General features: G+C 73.8%; 25 protein-coding genes. 7 read left to right on the forward strand and 18 right to left on the reverse strand.

Annotation, left to right across the window (positions count from 1 at the left end; translation table 11 throughout):
- Nucleotides 1–2: 2 nt before the first annotated feature.
- From AC156L_RS01420 to AC156L_RS01430, 3 genes are read right to left on the reverse strand one after another with little or no spacing between them, the layout of a single operon-like run.
- Nucleotides 3–1061, reverse strand: coding sequence for a TetR family transcriptional regulator (locus AC156L_RS01420; protein WP_330875380.1), 1059 nt, complete (start codon nt 1059–1061; stop codon nt 3–5).
- A 51-nt stretch (nt 1062–1112) separates the two neighbouring features.
- Nucleotides 1113–1247, reverse strand: a complete 135-nt coding sequence (locus AC156L_RS01425; protein ID WP_330875379.1) for a hypothetical protein — start codon at nt 1245–1247, stop codon at nt 1113–1115.
- Between the two features lie 9 nt (nt 1248–1256).
- Nucleotides 1257–1721 (reverse strand): GNAT family N-acetyltransferase, encoded by a 465-nt coding sequence (locus AC156L_RS01430; RefSeq protein ID WP_330875378.1) that lies wholly within the window; start codon nt 1719–1721, stop codon nt 1257–1259.
- 96 nt (nt 1722–1817) lie between these two features.
- On the opposite strand from AC156L_RS01430, the gene AC156L_RS01435 reads away from it, so the two are divergent.
- From AC156L_RS01435 to AC156L_RS01450, 4 genes are read left to right on the forward strand one after another with little or no spacing between them, the layout of a single operon-like run.
- On the forward strand, nt 1818–2243 hold the full coding sequence (locus AC156L_RS01435) for a helix-turn-helix domain-containing protein (RefSeq protein WP_330875377.1): 426 nt from the start codon (nt 1818–1820) through the stop codon (nt 2241–2243).
- A complete protein-coding gene (locus tag AC156L_RS01440; RefSeq protein WP_330875376.1) occupies nt 2240–3064 on the forward strand; it encodes an alpha/beta fold hydrolase in 825 nt (274 codons plus the stop codon). Before AC156L_RS01435 ends, AC156L_RS01440 begins: the two co-directional genes overlap by 4 nt.
- On the forward strand, nt 3061–3378 hold the full coding sequence (locus AC156L_RS01445) for a DUF4180 domain-containing protein (protein WP_330875375.1): 318 nt from the start codon (nt 3061–3063) through the stop codon (nt 3376–3378). Before AC156L_RS01440 ends, AC156L_RS01445 begins: the two co-directional genes overlap by 4 nt.
- 40 nt (nt 3379–3418) lie before the next feature.
- Complete coding sequence (locus AC156L_RS01450; RefSeq protein WP_330875374.1) at nt 3419–4585, forward strand: glycosyltransferase; 1167 nt, start codon at nt 3419–3421, stop codon at nt 4583–4585.
- On the opposite strand, the gene AC156L_RS01455 is transcribed toward AC156L_RS01450, so the two are convergent.
- The 5 genes from AC156L_RS01455 to AC156L_RS01475 form a co-directional block, all read right to left on the reverse strand.
- Nucleotides 4574–4834 (reverse strand): hypothetical protein, encoded by a 261-nt coding sequence (locus AC156L_RS01455; protein WP_330875373.1) that lies wholly within the window; start codon nt 4832–4834, stop codon nt 4574–4576. The genes AC156L_RS01450 and AC156L_RS01455 overlap by 12 nt on opposite strands.
- A 16-nt stretch (nt 4835–4850) precedes the next feature.
- Nucleotides 4851–5063 carry a hypothetical protein gene (locus AC156L_RS01460; RefSeq protein ID WP_330875372.1) on the reverse strand — a complete coding sequence of 71 codons (213 nt, stop codon included), beginning with the start codon at nt 5061–5063 and terminating at the stop codon, nt 4851–4853.
- A gap of 19 nt (nt 5064–5082) precedes the next feature.
- The gene (locus tag AC156L_RS01465; RefSeq protein WP_330875371.1) at nt 5083–6792 is read right to left on the reverse strand and encodes a M6 family metalloprotease domain-containing protein; all 1710 of its coding nucleotides are present in this window, start codon (nt 6790–6792) and stop codon (nt 5083–5085) included.
- 223 nt (nt 6793–7015) lie between these two features.
- Entirely contained in the window at nt 7016–7384 is a 369-nt protein-coding gene (locus AC156L_RS01470; protein WP_330875370.1) for a hypothetical protein, read from the reverse strand.
- Nucleotides 7385–7648: 264 nt separating this feature from the next.
- A complete protein-coding gene (locus AC156L_RS01475) occupies nt 7649–8374 on the reverse strand; it encodes an SDR family oxidoreductase (protein ID WP_330875369.1) in 726 nt (241 codons plus the stop codon).
- A 95-nt stretch (nt 8375–8469) separates the two neighbouring features.
- Here AC156L_RS01475 and AC156L_RS01480 point away from each other — a divergent pair, with 95 nt between their 5' ends.
- The gene (locus tag AC156L_RS01480) at nt 8470–9306 is read left to right on the forward strand and encodes a LysR family transcriptional regulator (protein WP_330875368.1); all 837 of its coding nucleotides are present in this window, start codon (nt 8470–8472) and stop codon (nt 9304–9306) included.
- 4 nt (nt 9307–9310) lie between these two features.
- Here the strand turns inward: AC156L_RS01480 and AC156L_RS01485 are convergent, their stop codons facing one another.
- From AC156L_RS01485 to AC156L_RS01510, 6 genes are all read right to left on the reverse strand, one after another.
- Nucleotides 9311–9952: an adenosylcobinamide amidohydrolase gene (locus tag AC156L_RS01485; protein WP_330875367.1), complete on the reverse strand. Its 642-nt coding sequence runs from the start codon at nt 9950–9952 to the stop codon at nt 9311–9313.
- The gene (locus tag AC156L_RS01490; RefSeq protein WP_330875366.1) at nt 9949–10335 is read right to left on the reverse strand and encodes a hypothetical protein; all 387 of its coding nucleotides are present in this window, start codon (nt 10333–10335) and stop codon (nt 9949–9951) included. The genes AC156L_RS01485 and AC156L_RS01490 overlap by 4 nt, the downstream gene beginning before the upstream one ends.
- Nucleotides 10332–10811, reverse strand: a complete 480-nt coding sequence (locus AC156L_RS01495; RefSeq protein ID WP_484406515.1) for a hypothetical protein — start codon at nt 10809–10811, stop codon at nt 10332–10334. The genes AC156L_RS01490 and AC156L_RS01495 overlap by 4 nt, the downstream gene beginning before the upstream one ends.
- Before the next feature lie 122 nt (nt 10812–10933).
- On the reverse strand, nt 10934–11719 hold the full coding sequence (locus AC156L_RS01500; RefSeq protein ID WP_330875364.1) for an ABC transporter ATP-binding protein: 786 nt from the start codon (nt 11717–11719) through the stop codon (nt 10934–10936).
- Nucleotides 11716–12825 carry a FecCD family ABC transporter permease gene (locus tag AC156L_RS01505; protein ID WP_330875363.1) on the reverse strand — a complete coding sequence of 370 codons (1110 nt, stop codon included), beginning with the start codon at nt 12823–12825 and terminating at the stop codon, nt 11716–11718. The genes AC156L_RS01500 and AC156L_RS01505 overlap by 4 nt, the downstream gene beginning before the upstream one ends.
- 16 nt (nt 12826–12841) lie before the next feature.
- The gene (locus tag AC156L_RS01510; RefSeq protein ID WP_330875362.1) at nt 12842–13765 is read right to left on the reverse strand and encodes an ABC transporter substrate-binding protein; all 924 of its coding nucleotides are present in this window, start codon (nt 13763–13765) and stop codon (nt 12842–12844) included.
- 238 nt (nt 13766–14003) lie between these two features.
- Here AC156L_RS01510 and AC156L_RS01515 point away from each other — a divergent pair, with 238 nt between their 5' ends.
- Complete coding sequence (locus AC156L_RS01515) at nt 14004–14846, forward strand: alpha/beta fold hydrolase (protein WP_330875361.1); 843 nt, start codon at nt 14004–14006, stop codon at nt 14844–14846.
- Nucleotides 14847–14872: 26 nt separating this feature from the next.
- Here the strand turns inward: AC156L_RS01515 and AC156L_RS01520 are convergent, their stop codons facing one another.
- Nucleotides 14873–15766 (reverse strand): hypothetical protein, encoded by an 894-nt coding sequence (locus tag AC156L_RS01520; protein ID WP_330875360.1) that lies wholly within the window; start codon nt 15764–15766, stop codon nt 14873–14875.
- A gap of 145 nt (nt 15767–15911) precedes the next feature.
- Here AC156L_RS01520 and AC156L_RS01525 point away from each other — a divergent pair, with 145 nt between their 5' ends.
- Complete coding sequence (locus AC156L_RS01525; RefSeq protein ID WP_330875359.1) at nt 15912–19961, forward strand: tetrahydrofolate dehydrogenase/cyclohydrolase catalytic domain-containing protein; 4050 nt, start codon at nt 15912–15914, stop codon at nt 19959–19961.
- 2 nt (nt 19962–19963) lie between these two features.
- On the opposite strand, the gene AC156L_RS01530 is transcribed toward AC156L_RS01525, so the two are convergent.
- From AC156L_RS01530 to AC156L_RS01540, 3 genes are all read right to left on the reverse strand, one after another.
- Nucleotides 19964–20413, reverse strand: coding sequence for a hypothetical protein (locus tag AC156L_RS01530; RefSeq protein ID WP_330875358.1), 450 nt, complete (start codon nt 20411–20413; stop codon nt 19964–19966).
- A 186-nt stretch (nt 20414–20599) separates the two neighbouring features.
- Nucleotides 20600–20896, reverse strand: coding sequence for a hypothetical protein (locus AC156L_RS01535; RefSeq protein WP_330875357.1), 297 nt, complete (start codon nt 20894–20896; stop codon nt 20600–20602).
- Entirely contained in the window at nt 20896–22947 is a 2052-nt protein-coding gene (locus AC156L_RS01540) for an ATP-binding protein (protein ID WP_330875356.1), read from the reverse strand. The genes AC156L_RS01535 and AC156L_RS01540 overlap by 1 nt, the downstream gene beginning before the upstream one ends.
- Between the last annotated feature and the right edge of the window lies 1 nt (nt 22948).

Here is a 22948-nt window from a genome sequence, read left to right on the forward strand (position 1 = left end):
CCCTAGGGCGACCGGTCGGCCCCCGCGGGGGTCGCGACGGCGTCGCCCGCGCCGAAACCGGTGGCACGGGCCACGATCCGGCCCGCTTCCACCCGGACGGCGGACTCGGTGGTGTCGCCGACCGAGGGCACGCCCGCCGCGGCGGCGAGGAACCCGCGGTCGTCGACGACGACCCGCAGCCGCGGCCACGCCGAGCGCGGGAACGCCCCGCGCAGGTGGTTGCGGAGTTCGGTGACGGTGAGCCGGACCAGCGGCGCCAGCTCGTCGGGCTGCCCGGTGACCACCACGGCGGTGACGGCGGCGCCCGCGCGCAGGGCGGCCTCGACCGCGGCGACCCGGTGCGTGCCCAGCACCAGCACCACGCCGTCGAGCGGCGCGGGCTCGCCGGTGAGCAGGTCGGTCGCGGGCACCGGCTCCCACGGCTCGTCCACGACGTGCGCGGCGGCGGCGAGGTGCGGGTCGAACCACCGGTCGTCCAGGTCGAGGTCCGCGAGCTGCTCGCAGGCGCGGACGACGTTGAAGATCTCGCCGAAGCCGGGCGCGGCGGCGGCCAGCGCGGTCGCGCCGTGCAGCGCGGTCAGCGCGGCCTCGGCGACCCGGACCAGCCGTCCGGCGGTCGGGTCCAGCCGTTCCAGCGCGAGGCCGAGCACGATGGCGTCCAGCATCAGCAGCTGGGCGTACGGGAGGCGCGTGACCTCGTCGGCCATGACCTCCGGGACCAGGTCCACGCCGAGGCGGGCGGCACCGTGGGCGGGGTCGGTCGCCATCGGCAGCCCGGCGACCCACGTGCGGGCGAGCAGGCCGAGCGCCTCGCGGACCGTGCGGCCGGGTTCGGTCGACGGCTCGGGGGCGCGGGCGGCGGCGTCGGCCAGCACGGCGAAGTACAGGGACCGCTTGCCGGGGAAGTTGGAGTAGACGGCGCCGCGGGTGAGGTCGGCGCGGTCGGCGATGCCGTCGACCTTGGCGTCCCGGAAACCGCGTTCGGCGAACTCGGCCCTGGCGGCGGCCAACACCCTGGCGCGGTTGCGCTCCTGCGTCTCCGCCCTGGTCAGCCGGGCCATCGTCCTCCTGCCGTGGTCACGGCCCCCAAGATACCGCGATCACGCGCACGGTCACGTCGTCCGGGCCCGCCCCTGGACGGCGTCCCGCCGAGCCCGGCGGGCTGGAGCCCGACGCCGCCCGGAGGTGATCGGGACCAGCGGGAACAGGTGGCCCGGCGAGGGCGGGGACACGAACGGCACGCGCACGGGAACCTCCTAGCGGGAGAAGAGGGTCATCGTCACGCCGGGGGCGAGGTCGCGGAGGCCGGTCGGGGCGAACCCCCGGCGGCGGTACAGGGCCACGGCGGGCAGGTTCGCCGTGCCGGTGGCGACCACGGTCCGGGCGGCGGGTTCCAGCCGGTCCAGCTCGTCGAGCAGCGCGCTCGCGACGCCGGTCCGGTGCGCCCTCGGGTGCACCACCAGCCGGCAGATGTCGAGCGTGCCGTCGTCGAGCCTGACCCACGACACCGCGCCGGTCAGGCCCTCGGTGCCGAGGAACGACTCGCCGCACGAGCGCAGGTCGTCCGGCGACTCGTGCAGCGGCGGGATCGCGTCGAACCCGATCAGCTCCGCCTCCACGGCGTACGCGGCGCGCTGCAACTCCCACAGGCCGCGCAGGGTGTCGGGGTCGGACAGGTCGAGTCGGCGGATCACGGCGGGGTGTGCGGACGGGGTCACCACCCTCCCACCGTAGCCGGCGATCCAGGATCACGTCGTCGAGCGCCCATTATTCCCTATCTTCCACTCACTGAAATCAGATAGGGTAGTTTGCGGAACATGTCCGCAGAGCTCTACTCCGTCGAGCAGGTCGCCGAGAAGCTCGGCCTGCACGTCCGCACGGTCCGCAACTACGTGCGGGACGGGCGGCTGAAGGCCGTCCGGATCGGCAAGCAGTACCGGATCGCGCGGGAGGACCTCGACGAACTGGTGGGGCAGGCGCCCTCGGCGTCGCCGCCCGCGTCCCGGCACGTGGAGGTGTCCAGCGTCGTGCGCGTGGACGGGATCTCCGCCCGCGACGCCGATCGGATCATCACGCTGCTCATGGCGCTGGTCAACGGACCTCGGGACGGTGACGGGCCGCTGCGCGTCGAGACGATGCACGATCCGGAGCGGTCGAACCTGAAGATCATCGTGCTGGGGAGCGCCGACACGACGAGCGAGCTGCTGAAGGGCATCGGAATGATCACGGGGGAGGACGGATGAGCGAGATCTACCGCACGGCCGCGGGTGGTGAGGCCGTGCGCGAGCGGTACCGGACCGCGCTGGACGAGTGGCCGGTGCCCGCGACGCGCCTGCGGCTGGACACCCGTGCGGGCGAGACGTTCGTGCTGGTCAGCGGGCCCGTCGACGGGCCGCCCGTGGTGGCGCTGCACGGCTCCGGCGGGAACGCGACGACGTGGATGGCCGACATCGCCGTCTGGGCCCCGCACCTGCGGGTGCACGCGGTCGACGTGATCGGCGAACCGGGGCTGAGCGCTCCGGTCCGGCCCGAGCTGGGCTCGTCCGCGCACGTGGAGTGGCTGGACGACGTCGTCGACGGGCTGGGCCTGGACCCGACCGCCCTGCTGGGGATGTCGCTGGGCGGCTGGCTCGCGACGGAGTACGCGAGCAGGCGACCCGAACGGGTCTCGCGGCTGGTCCTGCTCGCGCCGGGCGGCTTCGGGCGGCGAACGTTCGGCTGGGTCCCCCGCGCCCTGCCGTTCCTCGCGCTGGGCGCGTGGGGGCGGCGGCGGGTCGTGCGGATCGTGACCGGCGCCGACCTCGGCCCGGTGGCGACGTCGATCGGCGCCACCTTCGGGGAGTTCCGGCCCCGCAGGGAGATCCCGGTGTTCCCGGACGCGGTGCTGGAGCGGTTGACGATGCCCGTGCTGGTGGTCGTCGGCGACCGGGATGCGATGATCGACTCCGCCGGGACCGTCCGCCGGGTGGCTGCGCTGGTGCCGCACGCCGACGTCCGGGTCGTCGACGGTGCCGGGCACCTGCTGCTGGGGCAGGCCGGAGCGGTGCTGGAGTTCCTGCGATGACCGGGGTGCTGAGGCTGTCACCGGACGGCCCGCGGCTGCGGGTCGAGCAGGACGCCGCCGACGTGATCGGCGAGGCGTGGTCGGTGTCCGCGCACACGGTGGTGGTTCCGGTGGAACGGCTGGACGAGGGGTTCTGGACGTTGAGCACGCGGGTCGCGGGCGCGGTCGTCGGGAAGTTCGCCACCTACCGGCTGCGGCTGGTCGTCGTCGGGGACATCTCCGAGCGTCTCGCCGCCAGCGCGACGCTGCGGGCGTTCGTCGACGAGGCGAACCGGGGACGCGAGGTGGCGTTCGTGGAATCGTTCGAGGGGTGACCCCGGCGGGGACGTCGGGCGGACGCGGGGGGTGGGGGCGATGAGGGTCCTGTTCAGCTTCGTCGGGGGCGGCGGGCACTTCCAGCCGATGGTGCCGCTGGCGCGGGCCGCGGCGGCGGCGGGTCACGCGGTGGCGTGCACGGGTGCGGCGGCGTTGCTGCCGCTGGTCGAGCGGGAGGGGTTCACGGCGTTCGCGTCCGGGCCGAGCCGGGTGGCCGCCGCCGAACGGCGACCGCTGCTGCCGCTGGACCGGGAGCGCGAGGAGCGGGACGTGCGGGAGGGGTTCGCGCGCAGGACCGCCCCGGAGCGGGCGGACGCGGTGCTGGAGCTGATCGGGCGGTGGCGGCCGGACGTGGTGGTGTGCGACGAGATGGACTTCGGGGCCATGGTCGCGGCCGAGCGGGCGGGGATCCCGCACGTGCCGGTGCTGGTCATCGCGTCCGGGTCGTTCCTGCGGCCGGACGTCGTGGCCGAGCCCCTGGAGGGGCTGCGGGCCGCCCACGGGCTGCCCGCCGATCCGACCATGACGATGCTGAGCCGCGACCTGGTGCTGTCGCCGTTCCCGCCGTCGTTCCGCGACCCGGCGTTCCCGCTGCCGCCCACGGCGTTCTCCTTCCGGGCGGCGGTCGACGGCCCTCCGCCCGCGCCGATCGCCGTGCCGGAGGACGTGCCGACGGTGTACTTCACCCTGGGCACGATCTTCAACATGGAGTCCGGCGACCTGTTCACGCGGGTGCTGGACGGGCTGCGGGAACTGCCCGCCCACGTCGTGGTGACCGTGGGCGGGCAGATCGACCCGGCGGAGTTCGGCCCGCAGCCGCCGCACGTGCGGATCGAGTCGTACCTCCCGCAGGACACGGTGCTGCCCCGCTGCTCCGTCGTCGTGTCGCACGGCGGTTCCGGCACCGTCCTGGGCTCGCTGGCCCACGGCGTGCCGTCCGTGCTGATCCCGATGGGCGCCGACCAGCCGCACAACGCCGACCGGTGCGCGGCGCTCGGTGTCGGCGTGTCGCTGCACGCCGAGCACGCGACGTCGGCGGAGATCCGGGACGCGGTCGCGACCGTGCTCACCGACCCGGCCTACCGGCGGGCGGCGCGGCGGGTGCGCGACGACATCGCCGCGCTGCCCGACCAGACCGCCGCGCTGGCGCTGCTGGAGGACCTGGTGGCCTCCCGGACGGGCAGGCGCCCGACGTCAGGTCCCTGAACCCGGTCCGGCGCCGGGGGGTTCCGGCAGCTCCGCCAGGGGGCGCGGTTCGGGGGCCGACGCGTCCGGGAGCGCGAGCGCGTCGACCGGCAGCGGGCTCGGGCCGTCCCCGGACGGCGCGCCCGCGGGGCCCGGCCGTCCCAGGACGTCCAGCGGCAGCGGGCGCGGTGCCTCACCGCCCGCGGCCGCCCCGGCGGGCGGCGACTCGTCTGCGCTGCCCGAGATGTGGATGGTCACGCTGGTTCCCATGGGAGTCTCCCGCCGGTCAGAGGTAGGCCTGGGTGATGTTGTCGCCGCCGTCCAGGACGACGAACGCCTGCTTGTCGTTCGCCTTCGCGGCGGTCAGCACCAGGTGGACGTTGGTCGTCCCGTCGGTGGCGTTGGGCAGGATCTTGTGCCAGGCCGAGGTGCTCGCCAGGTGCGCCCAGGCGTTCTGCGAGTGGTGGCTGGCGAAGATCTGGTTGATGGTCGTCCACATCGGAGGGTCACCTTCCCGCTCAGAGGAGATACGCGTCGTAGACCGACGTGGCGTCGGCTGTGATCGAGACCTTCTTGCCGTTGGCGCGCGCTTCGGTGAGGACCGCCAACATGTTCGTGACGCCGTCGGGGTTCCCGGCCCGCACCTGGCGCCAGCCGAGGCCGGCGAGCGCGGCCCACGCGTTGCCCGAGTGGTGGCTGGCGAAGACCATGTCGACGGCGAGGTCGCCGTACCACTGCGGTCCCGTCGCCTTCGTCCGCACGGTCATGGTGGCGCCGGGCGCGGAGATCTCCTCGATCTCCAGCCCCGACGCGCTGCCGTCCCACCAGTTGCTGTTCGGCGCGGTCGCGCTGCCGAACGCCGGGGCCGCGGGTCCGCCGTGCAGGTCCTCGCTGTCGCCCGCGTTGGCCCGGTGCTCCAGGTCGAAGCGGTTGTCGGCCTGCTCCAGCGAGAGCTCGTAGTGCAGGGCCGGGGTCATCTGCTCGTTGCTGTTGTCGCCCGTCTCGTCGACGTGCCAGATGGCCAGCCCCGCGTCCGGCACCGCCGTGTCGCGGCCCGCCTGCCGCCGGTTCTCCATGATGAAGTACTCGGTGGCCGACCTCCGGTGGACGAGGAAGTCGTTGCTGCCCGCGGCGATCGACGTGGTCGTGCCGGGGGTCAGGGTGGTGAGCCTCGACGTCCACCCGGCCGCGTTCTTCAGGTAGGCGTCGACCTGCACCGGGTTGGTGTCCGATCCCCCGAAGCACATGAGGCAGTAGTGGCCGACGCCGTTGCCGACGAGGACGCTGTCGTAGTCGTAGAGGTCGGGGAAGTCGCAGACCATGTGGCCGTTCTCGTGGCAGAACGTCCGCAGCGTCAGCCTGGTCCCGAGGTCGGTGATCTGGTAGTCGGAGAACGTCCTGGTCGCCGAGGCCGCGTACGGCGTCGCCAGCGCCCACGAGTGCGGCCAGAGGCCTTCGGACCAGTTGTTCACCCGGTCCCCCGCGTAGAACAGGCTCAGCGCGTGGACGAAGCCGCCGCTGTCGCTGCTGAGGACCGAGAAGTCGAACCCGCTCGCCTTGAGGTGGTCGAGCGCCTCCTTGATCAGCTCCTGCGCGCGGGTGCCGTACGGGATGGCCCGGTCCGTGTAGTGCGCGCGGGGGTGCTCCGCGCGGTGGTAGGCCGCCACCCGGTTGCGGTACCGGAGCTTGCCGTCGGACACCGCGAGGAAGTAGTCGTAGGCGGACCCGTTGTTGCCGAAACCGGTGAAGCCGACCTGGTTGCAGAAGTTGTCGACGTCGTTCCTCGTGATCGTCGCGGGCACGTCCGGGAACTCCACGAGGAGCACCAGCCCCGTGTAGTCGCCGACGGTCGCCGCGGGCGGCGGGGCACCGGCCGGACCGTCGGCCGCGCCGCGCTGGGCGAGCCTGGCCCGTCGCCGGACCTGCCAGCGGGGCTCGCCGCCCAGTTCCTCGCGGACGGTCCGCGCGCGGGCGGTCACGGCGGAGCGGGCGGCGCGCAGGTGCGGCGGCAGGGCGAGCGCCCGCGCGTCGGCGGCCACCGTCTCGCCGCTCGGGACGAGGTCACCGCTGTCGGTGTCGAGCGCGGCGAAGTGGTAGAAACCGCTGTCGGGATCCGGGACGACCGTGTAGCCGTCGGTGGTCTCGAAAACGGCGCTGAACTGGTTCCCCCAGCCGCGGACCTGGAATTCCGATCCGTCCGGATTGCGAAAGGTGAACTGTTCACCCACGAATGGACTGGGCATGTCTTCGGCCCTCCCCGGTCGAGTGGTATCGGCTTCCCCCGCGTCGTCGCCGAGCCGTGAGGAGCCTCTGCTGGGGTAATCGGCGGTCGCGGGGAAAGCGCGCCGGCCTCCGGGCCAGGTTCAGCCGAACGGAGCAGTCACGCTGGCCGAACGCCGCACCCGCTCGGCCGTCGCCGGGAGGACGGGCGCACCGGGTCCCGGCGGTCGGTCACCACCCGCTGCCGGGCCACCAGGTCTGGGCGTCGATCTCGCGCTGGTCGGCTTCCCGTTCGCGCCGACGCACCTGGCGTTCCTGCTGGTCGAGCAGGTGGGCGACCTGGTCCTGCTCGGCCTGGCGCCTCCCCAGTTCGGCCGCGCGGGAGTCCAGTCCCCGCTCGCGCTCGTCGTTGCGCGTCTCGCACCGGTGGAGCCAGCGCTCCCGTTCGTCCCCCTCGGGCCGGTGCGTGGTTCGGCCGTGGCACAGGGCAGCGGCCGACACGGCCGACTCCCGGTCGACCAGGTCCTGCTGCCGGGCCTTCTCGCCGTCCTCGACCGAGCCGGTCATGTCATCGCCCCACCTCGTCCACCTGTCGAGCATGGCAGCACTCCGCATTTCGCGACGATTCCGAAGCCCCGATCCGCACCTCGGCTGAAAGGAATTCGCGAACCGCCCTCGGTCGGCCGCTCCGACGCCCACCGGTCGTCGCGGCGGATTGTCCAGCGGTGGCAAGGCGATCGAAAACGCGTCGGCATCCGGTTCGCGATCGCGTCCCGGAACCCGCCCCCGGTAGTACCACCCCACTGGCATCGAATCGGATCGATTGGGAATCGATTGCGCTGGTCCCGACCGAGCGGCGGCCCGTCACCAGGGCACGGCGCCGTCGGCGTCGAACAGCCCTCCGGTCGGGCCGTCGTCCGGCAGCGTGGCGAGCCGGATCGCGACCCTGGCGCCGTCCGCGGGCGTGCTCGTCCCCCGGAAGCCGTTGAGGTCGGTCGCCACGTAGCCGGGGCAGGCGCCGTTGACCTTGACGGCGGTGCCGGCCAACTCCTTGGCGTACTGGACGGTGAGCGCGGTGAGGTAGGTCTTCGACGGCGAGTAGGCCGCGCTGACGCCGCCGAAGTCGACACCGGGGGTGGACTGGAGGGTCAGGGAGCCGACGTGGCTGGACTGGTTGACGATCCTCGGGTGTTCGGAGCGGCGCAGCAGCGGCAGCATCGCGTTGGTGACCCGGATGACGCCGACGACGTTGGTCTCCAGCACCGCCCGGACGTCGTCCGGGGTGGCGGTCGAGGGCGTGTCCGGCCACGCCCCGGCGACACCCGCGTTGTTGACCAGCACGTCCAGCCGCCCGGCCCGCTCCTCCAGCAGCACGGCGGCGGCCCGCACGCTCGCGTCGTCGGTGACGTCCAGCGGCACGCCGAACGCGTCGACGCCCGCCGCCCGCAGCGCCGCCACGGCGTCCTCGCGCCGCCGCTCGTCCCTCGCCCCGATCCCGACGCTCCAGCCCAGCGCGCCGAGCCCGGCCGCGATCTCGTACCCGATCCCCTTGTTCGCGCCGGTGATCAACGCGGTCGTCCGTTCGTTCATGCCGTTGATCGTGGCCGCGCGGCGGCCGGGCACCAACACCGTCTGGGTGGTGCGTCGATACCCTGGCGGTATCGATCGGCCGGTAGGCTGGAGCCGTGGAGACGCGGGAGCTGCGGTACTTCGTCGCGGTCGCCGAGGAGCTGCACTTCGGCCGTGCCGCCCAGCGCCTCGGCATCGCCCAGCCGCCGCTGTCGCGGACGATCGCCCAGCTCGAACACCGGCTCGGCGTCGCGCTGCTGGACCGCACGAGCCGCAGGGTGGCGCTCACCGGAGCCGGGTCGGTCCTGCTGGCCGAGGGGCGGGCGGTCCTCGGGGCGCTGGCCGCGGCCGAGCGGCGGACCCGGCACGCCGCGACGAGCACGCCCGCGCTCGTGCTGGCCGCCAAGACCGGCGCGTCGGGCGACCTGCTGGCGAAGCTGCTCGACGCCTACGCCGCCGAGCCGGGCGCGGTGGCCGTGGACCTGCTGCTGTGCGAGTCCCAGCCCCAGCGCCCGCTGCACGACGGCCGGGCCGACGTCGCGCTGCTGCACCTGCCGTACGACTCGACGGCCGACCTGGACACCGAGGTCCTGACCACCGAGGGCCAGGTCGCCGTCCTGCCGACCTCGCACCCGCTCGCCCGCCGGTCCCACGTCCGGACGGCGGAGGTCGGCTCGCTGCCGGGCCTCCCGATGGCCCGCTGGCCCGGCCCCGACGGCACCTACCCCGACGGTCCCGGCGCCGAGGTCCGCAACCAGACGCAGCTCTTCCAGCTGATCGCGCTCGGCCGCACCACGGTGGTCCTGCCGGAGTCCTGCCGCGCCGCCCTGCTCGACGGCCTGACCGCCGTGCCGGTCGTGGACGCGCCGCCCGTGACGACCGTCGTCGCCTGGCCGCCGCACAGCCGGTCCCGAGCGCTCGCCGACCTGGTCCGCACGGCCACCCTCCTCTGAGCGCTCACTCCCCCGGCCGGTCGGCCCAGGTCATCGGCGACGTGCGCAGGCCGGCCCGCACGGCGGCGTGCACGGCGCGCGCCAGCCGGGCGCCCTGCACGGACCGGGGCCCGCCGTAGGGCTCGGTCGGACCCGTCGTCGGGCACAGCAGCACGGTGGCGTCGGTCGGGGTGCCGGTGCCGGGCACACCGCCCTCCAGCAGCGCCTGGGCCTTGGCCTCCGCGACGGTCGCCACGGCGTTGACCAGCGCCGCGGGCGTCAGCCGCACGGGGAACCAGCCCACGACGTTGATCGTGCCCGGCAGCCACGCCAACTCCTCGTCGCCCGCCGCCCAGGTCGGGTGGGCGCCGATCCCGGTCGTCGCCGTGACGGTCACCCCCCGGTCGGTCACGGTCTCCGCCCGGTGCACGTCCAACGCCGTGAGCACTCCGGTGCCGGGTCCGGTCGCCCCGCACGCGGCGGCGAGCGCGGCCACGTGCTCGCCGGGGTCGTCGCGGTCGTAGTCGGAGCGCACGGTGGCGTTGAGGACCCAGTTCCGCTCGCCGAGGCCGCCACCGTGCACGGCGGACGAGATCGCCAGCCACGGCCGGTCGGCCCGCCACAGCAGCACCGGTCGGCCCTCGACCTCGTGGTGCTCCAGCCTCACCCGGCTCCCCCCGCCCGGACCCGGAACGCCCGGTGGGCGAGCAGCACGCGGGCCGCCGTCCAGCCCGGCATCTCCGGGAGCGGCACGAAGGCGGTGCCGCCCAGCGGCAGCGGCACCGTGACGAGGCCGCTGACGGTGACGAACGGGGACTCGCGGGAGCAGGCCGTCATCCGGGCCCGGTCGGGTCCTCCGCAGGTCGGCGGCGGCTCGCCGAACGGGAAGCAGGCCTGCACGGCCGAACCGCCGGCCCCACCGCCGACGTCGAGCAGGCGCGCACCGCGTCCGAGCCGGGCCCGCCCGCCCACGGCGTGCGGCGCCGCGCCGGGGAGGTCCTGCGTGCGGTGCTCCGGCGCGAGGTCCTCGGTGGGGCCGGCGGCGGTCACGCCCGGAAGCCGAACGACGCGACGAAGGCGAAGTTCTCGGACGAGTTGCTCAGCCGCACCAGCAGGAAGTCGTCGTACAGGCCGGGCGGCACGTCGGTGTCGACCTGGACGCGGACCCCGACGAAGGCGGGGAACGCCAGCCCCGAGAGGTCGACCTCCACCTCCTTGACGTTGTCGTCGGCGCTGGTGAGCCGTTCACGGGCCAGGACGGTGCGGTTGGCGTGGTTGGGCTGGGTGGGGTCGGGCACGTAGGCCGCGACGGTGATGAGGTGGCCGGGGTAGCCCTGGAACGTCTGCACGTCCCTGGTGCGCACGACGAGCGTCGTCGTGTCCGGCGCCGACTGGTCGGTCTTGTCTAGGGTGATGGGCAGTTCGACGCCAAGGCCGCTGTAGGCGGCGTCGCCGTGGATCCCGGGCTCGTCGCCCAGGTGCGTCCGGCCCTGCCAGATGAGTTCCGCCTGTGCGCTCAACGCCATGATGTCCTCCTGGTTCCGTTGTCAGGTACCTGTCCGTCGTCGGGGTGGGGTCGGGCCGCCGCCGGGCAGCCGCGCGGGACCGTCGGCGCGGGTGCGGTGTTCCACGGCGGGCCTCCTCGGGGTCAGCGGGTCCTGACGGGCACGACCACCGGCCGGTCGTCGGCGTCGATCACCCGCACCCTCGCCTGGTAGTGGGTGGCGAGCACCTCTTCGGTGATCACCTCGCGCGGTGTGCCCTCGGCGACCACTCGGCCACCGGCCAGCAGCACGACCCGGTCGGCGTACGCGCCCGCGGTCGACAGGTCGTGCATGGTCGTCAGGACGGTCAGCTCGTGGTCGTGGCGCAGGTCGTCGACGAGGTCGAGCACGTCCTGCTGGTGGCCGATGTCGAGGGCGCTGGTCGGTTCGTCGAGCAGCAGGAGCCGCGTCTGCTGCGCGAGGGCGCGGGCGAGGAACACCCGTTGCAGCTCGCCGCCGGACAGCGTCACCAGCACGCGGTCGGCGAAGTCCAGCAGCTCCAGCCGGACCAGGACGTCGCGCACCACCTCCAGGTCGGCCCGCGACTCGCGGCCGAACCGGGGCAGGTACGGGGTGCGGCCGAGCAGCGCGTAGTCGAGCACCGTGATGCCCGGCGGCACGATCGGCGACTGGGCGACCGAGGCCAGGACGCGGGCCCGGTCGCGGTGCCGCATCCGCCGCACGTCCCGGCCGAACAGCCGCACGTCGCCGGTCGCGGGCACCAGCCCGCTGACCGCGTTGAGCAGGGTCGACTTGCCCGCGCCGTTGGGGCCGATGACGGCGACCCACTCGCCCGCGGTGACGGTCAGGTCGATCCCGTCGAGGATGCGGCTGCCGCCCAGCTCCACCCGCACGTCACGGGTGGCGATCACCGGTTCGGGGGCGGTCACGACCGCGTCCCCGTGCTGGTGCGCAGCACCAGGACGAAGAACGGCGCGCCCAGGAACGCGGTGACGACGCCGATCGGGATCTCGGCGGGCGCGGCGGCGGTGCGCGCCACCAGGTCGGCCAGCACCAGGAACGCGCCGCCCACCAGCATCGAGACCGGGAGGATGGTGCGGTAGCCCGCGCCCGCGAGCAGCCGCACGGTGTGCGGCACGATGATGCCGACGAACCCGATCAGGCCCGAGACCGACACCGCCGCCGCGGTGCCCAGCGACGCCACCGCGGTCAGCACGTACCGCGTGCGCCGCGGGTCCAGCCCCAGCCCGGAGGCCTCGGCGTCGCCCACCGACAGCACGTCCAGGTCGCGCCGGTGCAGCAGCACGACCACGGCGGTCACCACCGCGTAGGGCAGCACCAGCAGGACGTCGCGCCAGCCCGCCGTGCCGAGCCTGCCGAGCAGCCACGAGTAGACCTCGCGGATGGCGTCGGCGTCGCGCTGCATCAGGAACGTCTGCCCGGCGGACAGGAACGCGGACACCGCGACGCCCGAGAGGATCAGGGTGGCGGGCGACCGGTCGCCCGCCGCGCCGCCCCGCGCGGCCAGCGCGTAGGTCAGGGCCACGGCGGCGACGGCGCCGACGAACGCGGCCAGCGGGGTGGCCAGCGGCAGCACCGTGGCCGCACCGCCGTCCGCGCCGCGGCGCAGCGTGATCACCGCGGTGACGCCGAGCCCGGCGCCCGCCGCCACACCGAGCAGGTGCGGGTCGGCCAGCGGGTTGCGGAACACGCCCTGGTAGCAGGCGCCCGCCAGGGCCAGCAGCCCGCCGACGAGCAGGCCGAGCACGACCCTGGGCAGGCGCAGGTCGAGCAGCAGCGCCCGTTCCCGCTCCGACAGGCCGCTGTCCAGGTCGACGCCCGGCAGCAGGCTGAGCAGTTCCGCGGCCACGGAGCCGGGCGGCAGGGTGACCGGGCCGGTGCTCACGCCCACGAGCAGCGCGGCCACGACCACCACCAGACCCGCCACCAGCCACACCGCGCGCAGCCGAGGGGGCCGCAGCGGGACCGGAGAGGGGACCCGCCGCGCGGACGTGCCGTCCGCGAGCGGCTTCACCACGACGAGCGGCCGTTCATCGGACCTCGCCCGCCGCGTCCGCGATCGTCCGGACCAGGTCCACCACGCGCGGGCCCCAGCGCGAGGCGATGTCGTCGTCCAGGGGCACGACGCGGTTCGTGCGCACCGCCGTGATGCCGCTCCAGCCCGGCCGGGCCTTGACCGTGTCCGGGGTCTGCCCGCAGCACTTCGTGTCGGCGAGGAAGATCAGGTCCGGATCGGCCTGGAGCAGGAACTCGGCCGACAGCTGCGGGTAGCCCCCGTTGACCTGGCTCGACTCGACCGCGTCCGCCACGTTGACCAGCCCCAGCCTGCCGAACAGCTCCCCGATGAACGTCTGCCCGGTCACCGAGTACAGCGCCTGGTCCAGCTCGTAGTAGTAGGTGGGCTTGTCCTGCCGCTGCGGCGTGTCCGCGACGATCTTGGCGATGTCGTCCTTCATGCGCGTGACGACGTCGGCCGCCTCGGCGGTGTGGCCGGTGAGCCTGCCCAGCTCGGTGATCTGGGTGTAGCTGTCGTCCAGGGTGCGGGCCGGGGGCGCCAGGTAGACCGGGATCCTCAGCGTGCCGAGCTGGTCCACGATCTGGTTGAGGTCGTTGGAGATCACGACCAGGTCGGGTTCGTGGCCCGCGATGGCCTCGGCGCTGGGCTGGAAGCCCGACAGCGCCGACCTCGGCGCCTCGGCCGGGTAGGTGGAGTTGTCGTCGACCGCCTCGACCTGCTCGCCCGCGCCGATCGCGAAGAGCATCTCGGTCGCCGACGGCGCCAGCACCACGATCCGGGTGGGCTTCTCCTCCAGCGTCAGCGTGCCCGCGGTGACCGGGAACCCGGCCGACCCGGCGGGTGGCGCGGGCGGGCGCGCGGGCGTGGACGAGCCGCACGAGCCTGCCAGGACGGCCAGCGCCACCACGAAAGCGGACACGCGGACGTGCTTCACCATCGGAACGTTCTCCCCCTGTCGAGCCGACCACCGCGAATCCTCACGGACCGGGTTCGCCACGTCGACACCTCCCCGAGCACGTCATCATCCCCGATCGGATCCGGCGGTGCCACTTCGGTTCGGCCTACTCACCTTCGCCCGAACCGACGCCCCGCCCGTGGTCGGAGCCGTGCGACGCGGTGGTGCGGTTCCGCACGTACCGTGTGCCGGACCGCTCAGCCGTCCCGGAGGTTCGACGATGCACTCGTTCCGCACGCCCGACGGCGTCACGCTGGGGGTCGAGCACTTCGGCGACGCGTCGGACCCCCTCGTCCTGCTCGCGGGCGGCACGACCATGCTCTCCTGGCCCGACGCGCTCTGCGGGGCGCTCGCACTCGGCGGGCGCCACGTCGTGCGCTACGACCTGCGCGACTCCGGCACCTCGACGACCGTCGACCCCGAGGCGCCCGCCTACTCGCTCCGCGACCTCGCGGCCGACGCCGCCGCGCTCGCCCGCGGCCTCGACGACCGGCCCGCGCACCTGGCGGGGATCGGCGTCGGCGGGATGGTCGCCCAGGTCGCCGCGCTCGACCACCCCACCGCGTTCTCGGCGCTCACCCTGGCGGGAACGCGGCCCGTCGCACCTGGTCCGGTCGACGACGACCTGCCCGACCACGACGCGGCGGCGATGGGCCCGCTGTTCGCCCTCCCGATGCCCGACTGGTCCGACCGCGGCGCCGTGGCGGAGTTCGCCGCCGCGAGCGCGGAGGTCCTCGGCGACGACCCCGCCGCGGCACGGGCGGTCGCCGAGCGCGTCTTCGACCGCACTCCGGGCACCGACCCCGCCGTCCGGGTGGCCAACCACCTGGGCGTGGTGTTCTCCAGGCTCGACTGCGCGCCGCGCTGGCGCGAGCGGCTGCCGGAGATCGCGGTGCCGACGCTCGTCGTGCACGGCCGCCGAGACCCGTTCTTCCCGCTGGGCAACGGTGAGGCGCTCGCCCGCGAGATCCCCGGCGCACGACTGCTGGTGCTCGACCGGGCCGCGACCGCGATCCCCGGCTCGGCCGCCGACGAGGTCGCCGCGGCGATGCTCGCGCTCTAGGCCTCCACGTCCGTGACCAGGCGGTCTCAGAGCGCCAACCGTCCGGCCCGGTGCAACGTCCGCACCGCTTGGACCGTGGCGTAGCCACGCCACTCCAGCGCGGCGGCCGGGGAGAAGCTGGCGAAGTCGACCTCCCAGCCGCCGTCGTCCCGCTGCCGCTCGGCGAGCCGGTCCAGCTCGGCCTCGATCACGCCGGGGCGCAGCAGCGCGCCCGCCGGGGTCCCCGGTACCGGCGCGAAGTTCAGCGCGCGCATGGTCTCGCCCTCGCTGCCGCCCGCGACCGGGGCCAGCCCGGTGTCCGGCACGAACCTCCCCAGCCGTTCCAGCAGGGTCGCGGCCTCCGGGTGGCGGTCGTGGGCGGCGTCGAGGAACCGGATGGCGAACGACAGCTCGATCGCGTGCGGCCGGGCCTCCACCGCGGCGATGGCGTCCAGGCAGAACGCGGTCGCCCGCGCCAGCCACGGGTGTGCGGCGACGGCGGGGTCGTGCGCGGCGACGCGGTGGGCGACACCGGCGGCGAACGCGGTGCTCTGCAAGGCCGACACCGACGGGTCTGCCTGGGCCCAGAACGTCGCGCACCCCGTGGCGTCGGCGACCGGCAGCGCGAACGGCAGCCCGCCGTCCGGCAGCGTCACCGAGTCCAGCCAGTCGCACAGCTCGACCGCGCGCGGGGTCGTCACCGGCGCGACGTCCTCGAACACCTCGAAGGCGTGCAGGGCTCCGGCGGGCTGGCTCTCCGGGGCCCGCAGGTCCGGTTCCAGTCCCCAGCCGTAGCCGCCGTCGGGGTTGCGGTAGCCGTCCACCGCGGCCAGCACCGCGTCCGCACCGGCACGGCCCAGGAGCAGGTCGAGACAACGGCGGTCGAGCACCCGGCCGTGGCCTGCCAGGAACGCCGCCGCGCGGGAGAGGTCAACAGTCATGACGCCAGCATGGGCCGTCCGGCGCGCGGGTGTCTTGAACGAAACGGACGTCGGACCGGTCGTGATGCGGTGGTGACGCGCTCGCGACGCGTCGGGTGCGATCGTTCGGGGCGCTCCAGGGCTGTGACAGGAGGAGCCGCACCGGATGCCCGTTCCCGTGAAGGCACGTGCGCCCGCGACCTCGGCGACGCCGTCGCCCGAGGCGGACGTGGCACGGGCTCGGGTGCCGTCGGGCGGAACGGCGATGGCGCGCGGGTCGAGCGACGTGGTGGCGGCGCGGGCGTGGGTCGGCAACGCGGCGGTGACCTCGGTGCTGGGGGCCTCCGCGCCGGGGGTGCTCCCCCGCGGAACCGGGCCGGACCCGTCGGGCTGGACCGGGCGGATGATGCTGGCCGGGCAGGACCTGGTCGGCAACCAAGTGGTCGCGAGGCAGGCCACCGCACCGTCCCCGGTCATCCCGCGACGGCCCGCACCATCCGTTCAGCGCAGGGCGAAGGTGCCATCCGCACCCGCACCGGACCCCAAGGACCTGCGGCGCGAGGAGAAGGCGGAGGGCGCGGAGAAGGAAACGAGGGGCAGGACGGGGACGCGGTCCCCCAGCGCCGATCCGAAGTTCCGGGCGCTCAAGCGGGACGTGCGGGCGACGACGAAGCGGATCGGGTCGAGCCACCCGCCCGCGGCGGCGGAGGCGGGCGCAGCCCAGGCCGCGTCCGTGCCGCCCGCCGACGACCGGGAGGCACGGGGCAAGGCCGCGCACGCCGAGGACATGGACGCCGCGAAGCCCAGGGAGTTCGACAAGGCCGCGTTCGTCAGGGCGGTCGAGGACGCCATCGCGAAGCGGGCGCCGAAGAACCTCGACGAGGCGGACGAGTTCGGTGGGTCCGGCAAGGCCGACGAGGTCAAGGCTGAGGTCCAGGGCGAGGTGGAGGCGGGCAAGGAGGGGTCAGCCAAGGAGATCGCGGACACGACCGCGGCCGTGCCGGAACCCGCGCCGGACGCCAAGCAGGTCGTGCCGCTGACCCCGGACCAGCGGCCGGGCAAGCCTGCCCCGCCGAACCCGACCCAGGCCGTGCCGGACGCGTCGCCACCGTCGGCGACCGACATGTCGGCGGGTCCAGCGCGGGTCCAGGGCCAGATGGCCGCGGCGAACGTCACGGAGCAGCAGTTGGCGTTCACGAACTCGCGCGAACCGGCGTTCGACGGGGCCGTGCGGGACAAGAAGGCGATGGACGCGCACGCGGCGACCGCTCCCGGCGAGCTGCGCAAGGGCGAGGCGCGGGAGTTCGATGAGGTCAAGAGGACGGCGGCGGCGAGCGGGGCGACCGCGGTGGGCGCCATCCACGCCACCCGCGCACGGACCGGCGATCGGGTGATGACCGGCAAGGTCGACCGCAAGGGGCAGGACCAGGACAAGCGCGCCCAGGTCACCGCGCTGCTCCAGACGGTGTTCGACCGCACCAAGACCGACGTCGAGAAGATCCTGTCCGACCTGGACGGAACGGTCGACCAGCAGTTCAGCAGGGAGGAGAAGCGCGCCCGCGACAGGTTCACCGAAGAGCACACCGAGGGGATGCGCGAGTACAAGAGCCGCCGCTACTCGGGCCTCGACGGAAAGGCGCGCTGGGTCAAGGACCTGTTCGCCGACCTCCCCGAGGAGGCGAACCAGATCTACGTCCGGGCCAAGGACAACTACCTGACCGCGATGCGCGGTGTCATCTCCGGCATCGCCGACACCGTCGAGCGCGAGCTGCGCAGGGCCAAGGACCGCATCGCCAGTGGCCGCGAGGAGCTGAAAGCGGCCGTCGACAAGCTCCCCCAAGACCTCCGGGCGATCGGACGCGAGGCGGCGGCGGAGTTCAACGGCCGGTTCGACGAGCTGCGCGACTCGGTCGACGACAAGGGGACCGAGCTGGTCGACACGCTCGCGACGAAGTACACCGACGCCGTCAAGGCGGTCGACGCCGAGATCGCCGCGGAGAAGGAGAAGAACAAGAGCCTGTGGTCCAAGGCCGCCGACAAGATCGGCGGTGTCATCAACACCATCAAGGAACTCGGCCGCCTGCTCCTGGGCGTGCTCCGCAAGGCCGCGACCGCCGTCGGTCTGATCCTGCGCGACCCCATCGGCTTCCTCGGCAACCTGATCACCGGTGTGGGTGGCGGCCTCAAGCTATTCATGAAGAACGCCGGACGCCACCTCCAGCAGGGTGTGCTGGCGTGGCTGCTGGGCACCGGCGTCGGCGCGGGCCTGCAACTGCCCACGACCTTCGACGTGCTCGGCATCCTGGTCATGATCGCCGGCCTGCTGGGCCTGTCGTGGCCCAACCTCCGCGCCCGCCTGGCCCGCAAGGTCGACCCGCGCGCGCTGGCGGCGGCGGAGACGGGCGCGGACGCCGTTCCCATCGTCGTGGAGGCGAGGAAACGCGGGGTCGCGGGCCTGTGGTCGGACCTCAAGAGCCGCGTGGGCGACCTGAAGAAGGAGCTGATCGGCAAGCTCGTGTCGTACCTGCTGCCGACCATCATCATCGCGGGCGTCACCTGGATCGTGTCCCTGCTCAACCCCGCGTCGGCGTTCATCCGCGCCTGCAAGATGATCATCGACATCATTCGGTTCATCGTGACGCAGGGGCGTCAGATCATCGAGTTCGTCAACGCGGTCCTGGACTCGGTGATCGCCATCGCCCGCGGGGCCACGGGTGGGGTGGCGGCGCTGGTGGAACGGGCGCTGGCCAGGTCGATACCGGTGCTGATCGGGGCGCTGGCGGCGATCCTGGGGATCGGGGGGATCGCGGGGAAGGTGCGGTCGATCTTCCAGCAGTTGGCGCGGCCGGTGAACCGGGCGATCGACTGGGTGATCGACAAGATCACCGGGTTGCTGAGGAAGCTGTGGGCGAAGCTCAAGGCCCGGATGGACCGGCGGAAGAAGCCGAAGGAGCCGAAGGAGCCGCGGAAGGACAGGGACCGGAGGACGGCACGTCCGCGCCAACGCCGGCGGCCACGACGGGGGAGGAAGCCCGGCGCGGACCGGAGGAGACGGCCGGACCGCGAGCGGGACCAGACGCCCACGAAGAAGAAGCGGAGGCTGGACGCCGCCCTCGAGGAGGCGGAGAAGCTCTTCGACGACCGGCTCCCGCCCGCCGACATCAAGGCCGCGCTGCCCTCCATCCGCGCAAGGCACGAGATCACGTCGCTCGTGCTCGTGTCCAGGGATCGCGACGGCGTCTCGTCGCTGCGCGTCAAGGGTCGGGTCAATCCCTCGGACAGCACACCCGAGCACCCGTACGGATTCGAGGTGAAGATCCACATCTACGAGAACGAGGTCTCCGGTGTGGAGATCCTCCGGCAGGTGCGGGCCGAGTACGCGGGCAGGTTCCGCGAGCAGATCGTTCCCCTGCGGAAGAAGGTGGCGGTCATCCGCATGAAGCCCGCGCCGAGCGCGGAGTGGCAGTGGAGGGCCCGCATGGAGGCGTCCGCGGTCTCGGCGCGGCAGAAGGAGCGGATCACCACGGCCCTGGGGTTCATCCCCGAGCACGTGGAGCTGGACCACAACATCCCGGTCGCGGAGTTCGCCGCCGTCATCCGCGGCTACAACTCGGACCCGTCCGTGACGGCGATCATCGTCCAGCTCCCGGTGCGGCAGCGGTACCGGGCGGCCGTCAACCTGATCGACCCCCGCAAGGACATCGACTCCATCCTCGGGCCCGCGCGGTCGGAGTTCCCCGTCGGCGCGACCTCCGAGGGCGTCGTCCGGGTCGCCGAGCCGTTCCTCGGCGACAAGCCGGTGGTCGCCGTGGTGGGCGCGAAGGGGTTCGTGGGCAGGGGCGTCGTGAGCCAGCTCGGGAAGTTCGACGTGAGGATCATCGAACTCGACGTGGGCGACAGCCTCGCGCGGGTCAGGGACGCGGCGGTGGTGATCTCCGTGACGGGGCAGGAGGGGATCCTGACACCGGAACTCGTCCTGCCGAGCCACCGCCTGGTGGTGGACTCCGGCTTCGTGCCGAAGCGGACCGGCCCACCCGCCAGCGACGTCGACCCCAGGGCGAGGCCGATACCCAGGCAGGTCACGCCGGTACCGGGCGGGATCGGGCCGGTGGAGATGGCGATCCTCGCGGAACGGTTGGTGCGCAAGGAGCTGGGCTCGCGCGCGGAGGTGCCGACGTGGCGGCTCACCGACCCGGAGGGCCGCATCCGGAGGTGACGTCAGTAGGTCCAGCCGAGGTCGCCCAGCACGTCGGGCACCGGCGCGAACTCGACACCCGCCAGCAGTCGGGCGGCGTCATCGCCCTCGAGTATGTGGTGATCCTCCAGGTCGCCGTGGTACCGGGCTCCGTCCCAACGCAGGTCCACCCGGTCGAGGTCCTCCGGAGCGGCGTAGGCGTCGTAGGAGGAGAACTCGCCGTAGTGCGCCAGCCAGGTCACGTCCTCCGGCGCCACCTCGACGTCGGGCGGGAGCGCGGCCAGCACCGCACCGGCCACGACCGGGAACTCGGAGCCGATCCCCAGTTCGTCGGGACTGCTCCTGATCTCCGAGACGATCGCCACCGGCCTGGCCGAGAGCTGCACGCGCGCCAGGCAGTGGGCCGGTCCGAACTCGTGCCGCCAGTGCACGACCGCCTGGAACTGCCGTTCACCGGACCGCGTCGTGATCACCCGTGAATGCGGTTCGCCGCCCACGCCCAACCTCACCAACGGACACACGCTCGACAACACCGTTCCGACCGAAAATCCACCCTAATCACGGGTTCGCCCCGAATCAACCGCACCCGAACCGCGAAGCTGGTGTCGCACCCGTCCGAGTGGCGGGACGCCGCGCCCGCGCCGGTCCGGCGCAGCGCGTCACAGCCCCGGCGTGCTCTCCTTCTTCGGCACCGCCATGGGGATCGTGCGCATCGCCGCCCCCGCCACCGCCGCGTTCCCCACCCGGTCCTGGCCCGCCGCGAAGGTGGACGCCACGTGCGAGGGCAGCGTCCTCGCCGAGGAGTCCATGGCCGTCTTCGCGGCCTGGGCGTTGCCGATGACCGCCGGAACCAGGACCAGCGGCTTCTTGCCGTGGTCCGAGGCCGCCGCGGTGCGGAGCTCCCGCGCCGTCACGGGCACGGCCGGTTGGTGTTGCGGTGGCAGCAGTTCCGGCATCACCGATCACCCCGATCCCCGTTGTCGGCCAGTAGTTCAGCATACGGGCCCAGCTCGGACGGGCGGAACAGTCTCGCCTCGCGCTGGAACTGTCGGGAGATGCCGCGCACCACGTGGGCCATGCCGATGACCGGGCTGCCGGTGTCGGCCGCCGTGAGTGCGGCGGCGCGGGCCGCCGCGGCGATGCCCGCGCCGGTCATGTCGAGGCGGCACAGGGCTTCCAGGTCGATGTCGGCCGACAGCGGGGCCTCCGGTGGGAACGCGCGGTGCCACAGGCGGCGGCGTTCGGGCGCGCCGGGGCGGGGGAAGTGGACGACGAACTGGAAGCGGCGGGTGAAGGCGGTGTCGATGTTCTCCTTGAGGTTGCTGGTGAGGATGACCAGGCCGTCGCTGGACTCCAGGCGTTGCAGCAGGTAGCCGACTTCGAGGTTGGCGTAGCGGTCGGTGCCGTGCTTGACGTCGCCGCGCTTGCCGAACAGGGCGTCGGCCTCGTCGAACAGCAGCACGGCGTGGCTGTCCTCGGCCTGCTGGAAGACGGCCTCCATGTTCTTCTCGGTCTCCCCGACCCACTTCGACACCACCTGCGCGAGGTCGACCTTCAGCAGTTCCAGGCCCAGCACGCCGGTGATCACCTCGGCCGACATCGTCTTGCCGGTGCCCGGTTCGCCGGTGAACAGGGCCTTGATGCCGCCGTGCGCCGTGCGCCTCGCGAACCCCCACGCCTCCGCGATGCGCGGCCACGCCCGCGCGGCCGACGCGATCTCGGTGATCAGCCGGGTCTGGGCGTCGGGCAGGACCAGGTCCTCGCTGGTGCGGCGCGGGATGATCGACCGCACCGCGCTGCTGTGCCTGCCGCGGATCACGGTGGCGACGGCGGGTTCCAGGTGGTCCGTCGCCCGGTCGTCGCCGCTCAGCCGGGCGTCGACGTCCGCGACCGCCGCGACGGCGCGGAGTTCGCCGCCGCTCATGCGGTAGCGGGCGGCGTGGTCGGCGACGGCCTCCCGGTCGAGCAGGGGGAACGCGGCCCGCCACATGGCCTTGCGGGCCGGGAAGTCCGGTGCGGGGATCGTCAGCTCGGCGTAGGCGCGGGCGGCGAGCAGCCGGGGCGGGCGCCACGGGGTCACGCCGGTCAGGCACACGGGCACCCTGGACCGCAGCAGCGCCTCCTCGTGGCGGGCCGGGTCGTCTGTGGTGAGCCACAGGACCGCGCCCAGGTCGGCCGCCGTGCGCAGGTCGCCCACGGGGTCGGACGTGGCGCGGCGCAGCGGTCGGCCCGCCGCCGCGGCCAGCGCCCCCGCGACGTCGACCTGGCCGTCGGGTGGGCAGCCCCACAGGCCGACCAGGTCCACGTCGCCGTCGCCCAGCGCGCGGCCGAGGCGGGTGAGGCGGGTGAGGCCGTCGGACGCCGGGTCCGGGACTGCCGAGGTCGCCACCTCGCCCGGATCGTGGCCCAGCAGGCCGATGTCACCGCCCCAGCCCATCACGAACTCGAACACGCCCTCCCCCGGTGCCAGCTCCCCCGCCTCGCCGCGGACCAGGCCGTAGCGGCGCAGCCTCCCGGTCGCACCGAGGTCGCGGCGCAGGGCGAGCCTGCCGGACGGGGTCCGCGCGCACACCGAGACCAGCAGCTCGACGCTGGGGGCGCGGTCGTTGAGGTTGTCCACGACGTAGGCGTAGATCCGCCCGTAGGCCGCGTCGAGTTCCGGGGCCGCGACCAGCAGCAGCGCGTCCTGCTCCGACCGCGACAGGCCGAACCGGGTGCGGAGCGCGTCCAGCGGCAGCGTCACGCCGCGCGCGGCGGCCAGGCGGCGCAGGTGCTGTTCGGCCTCCGAGTCGCCGCCCGGTGGATCCGGGGGCTCGGTCATCGCCTCGGTGACCGCGTCCACGCGGCTCAGCAGCGCGCTCACCTGCTCGTCGGTGACGCAGAACGGCGTCAGGTCGGGGCGGCTGAGGGCCGCGGCCTCCCGCGCCTGGCGGTCGACGGCCACCCGCAGCGCCTGGTGCAGGTCCGCCAGCCGGAGGCGGAGGTGTTCGAGCGCCAGAGCACCCACG

This window comes from Umezawaea sp., from assembly GCF_057122925.1.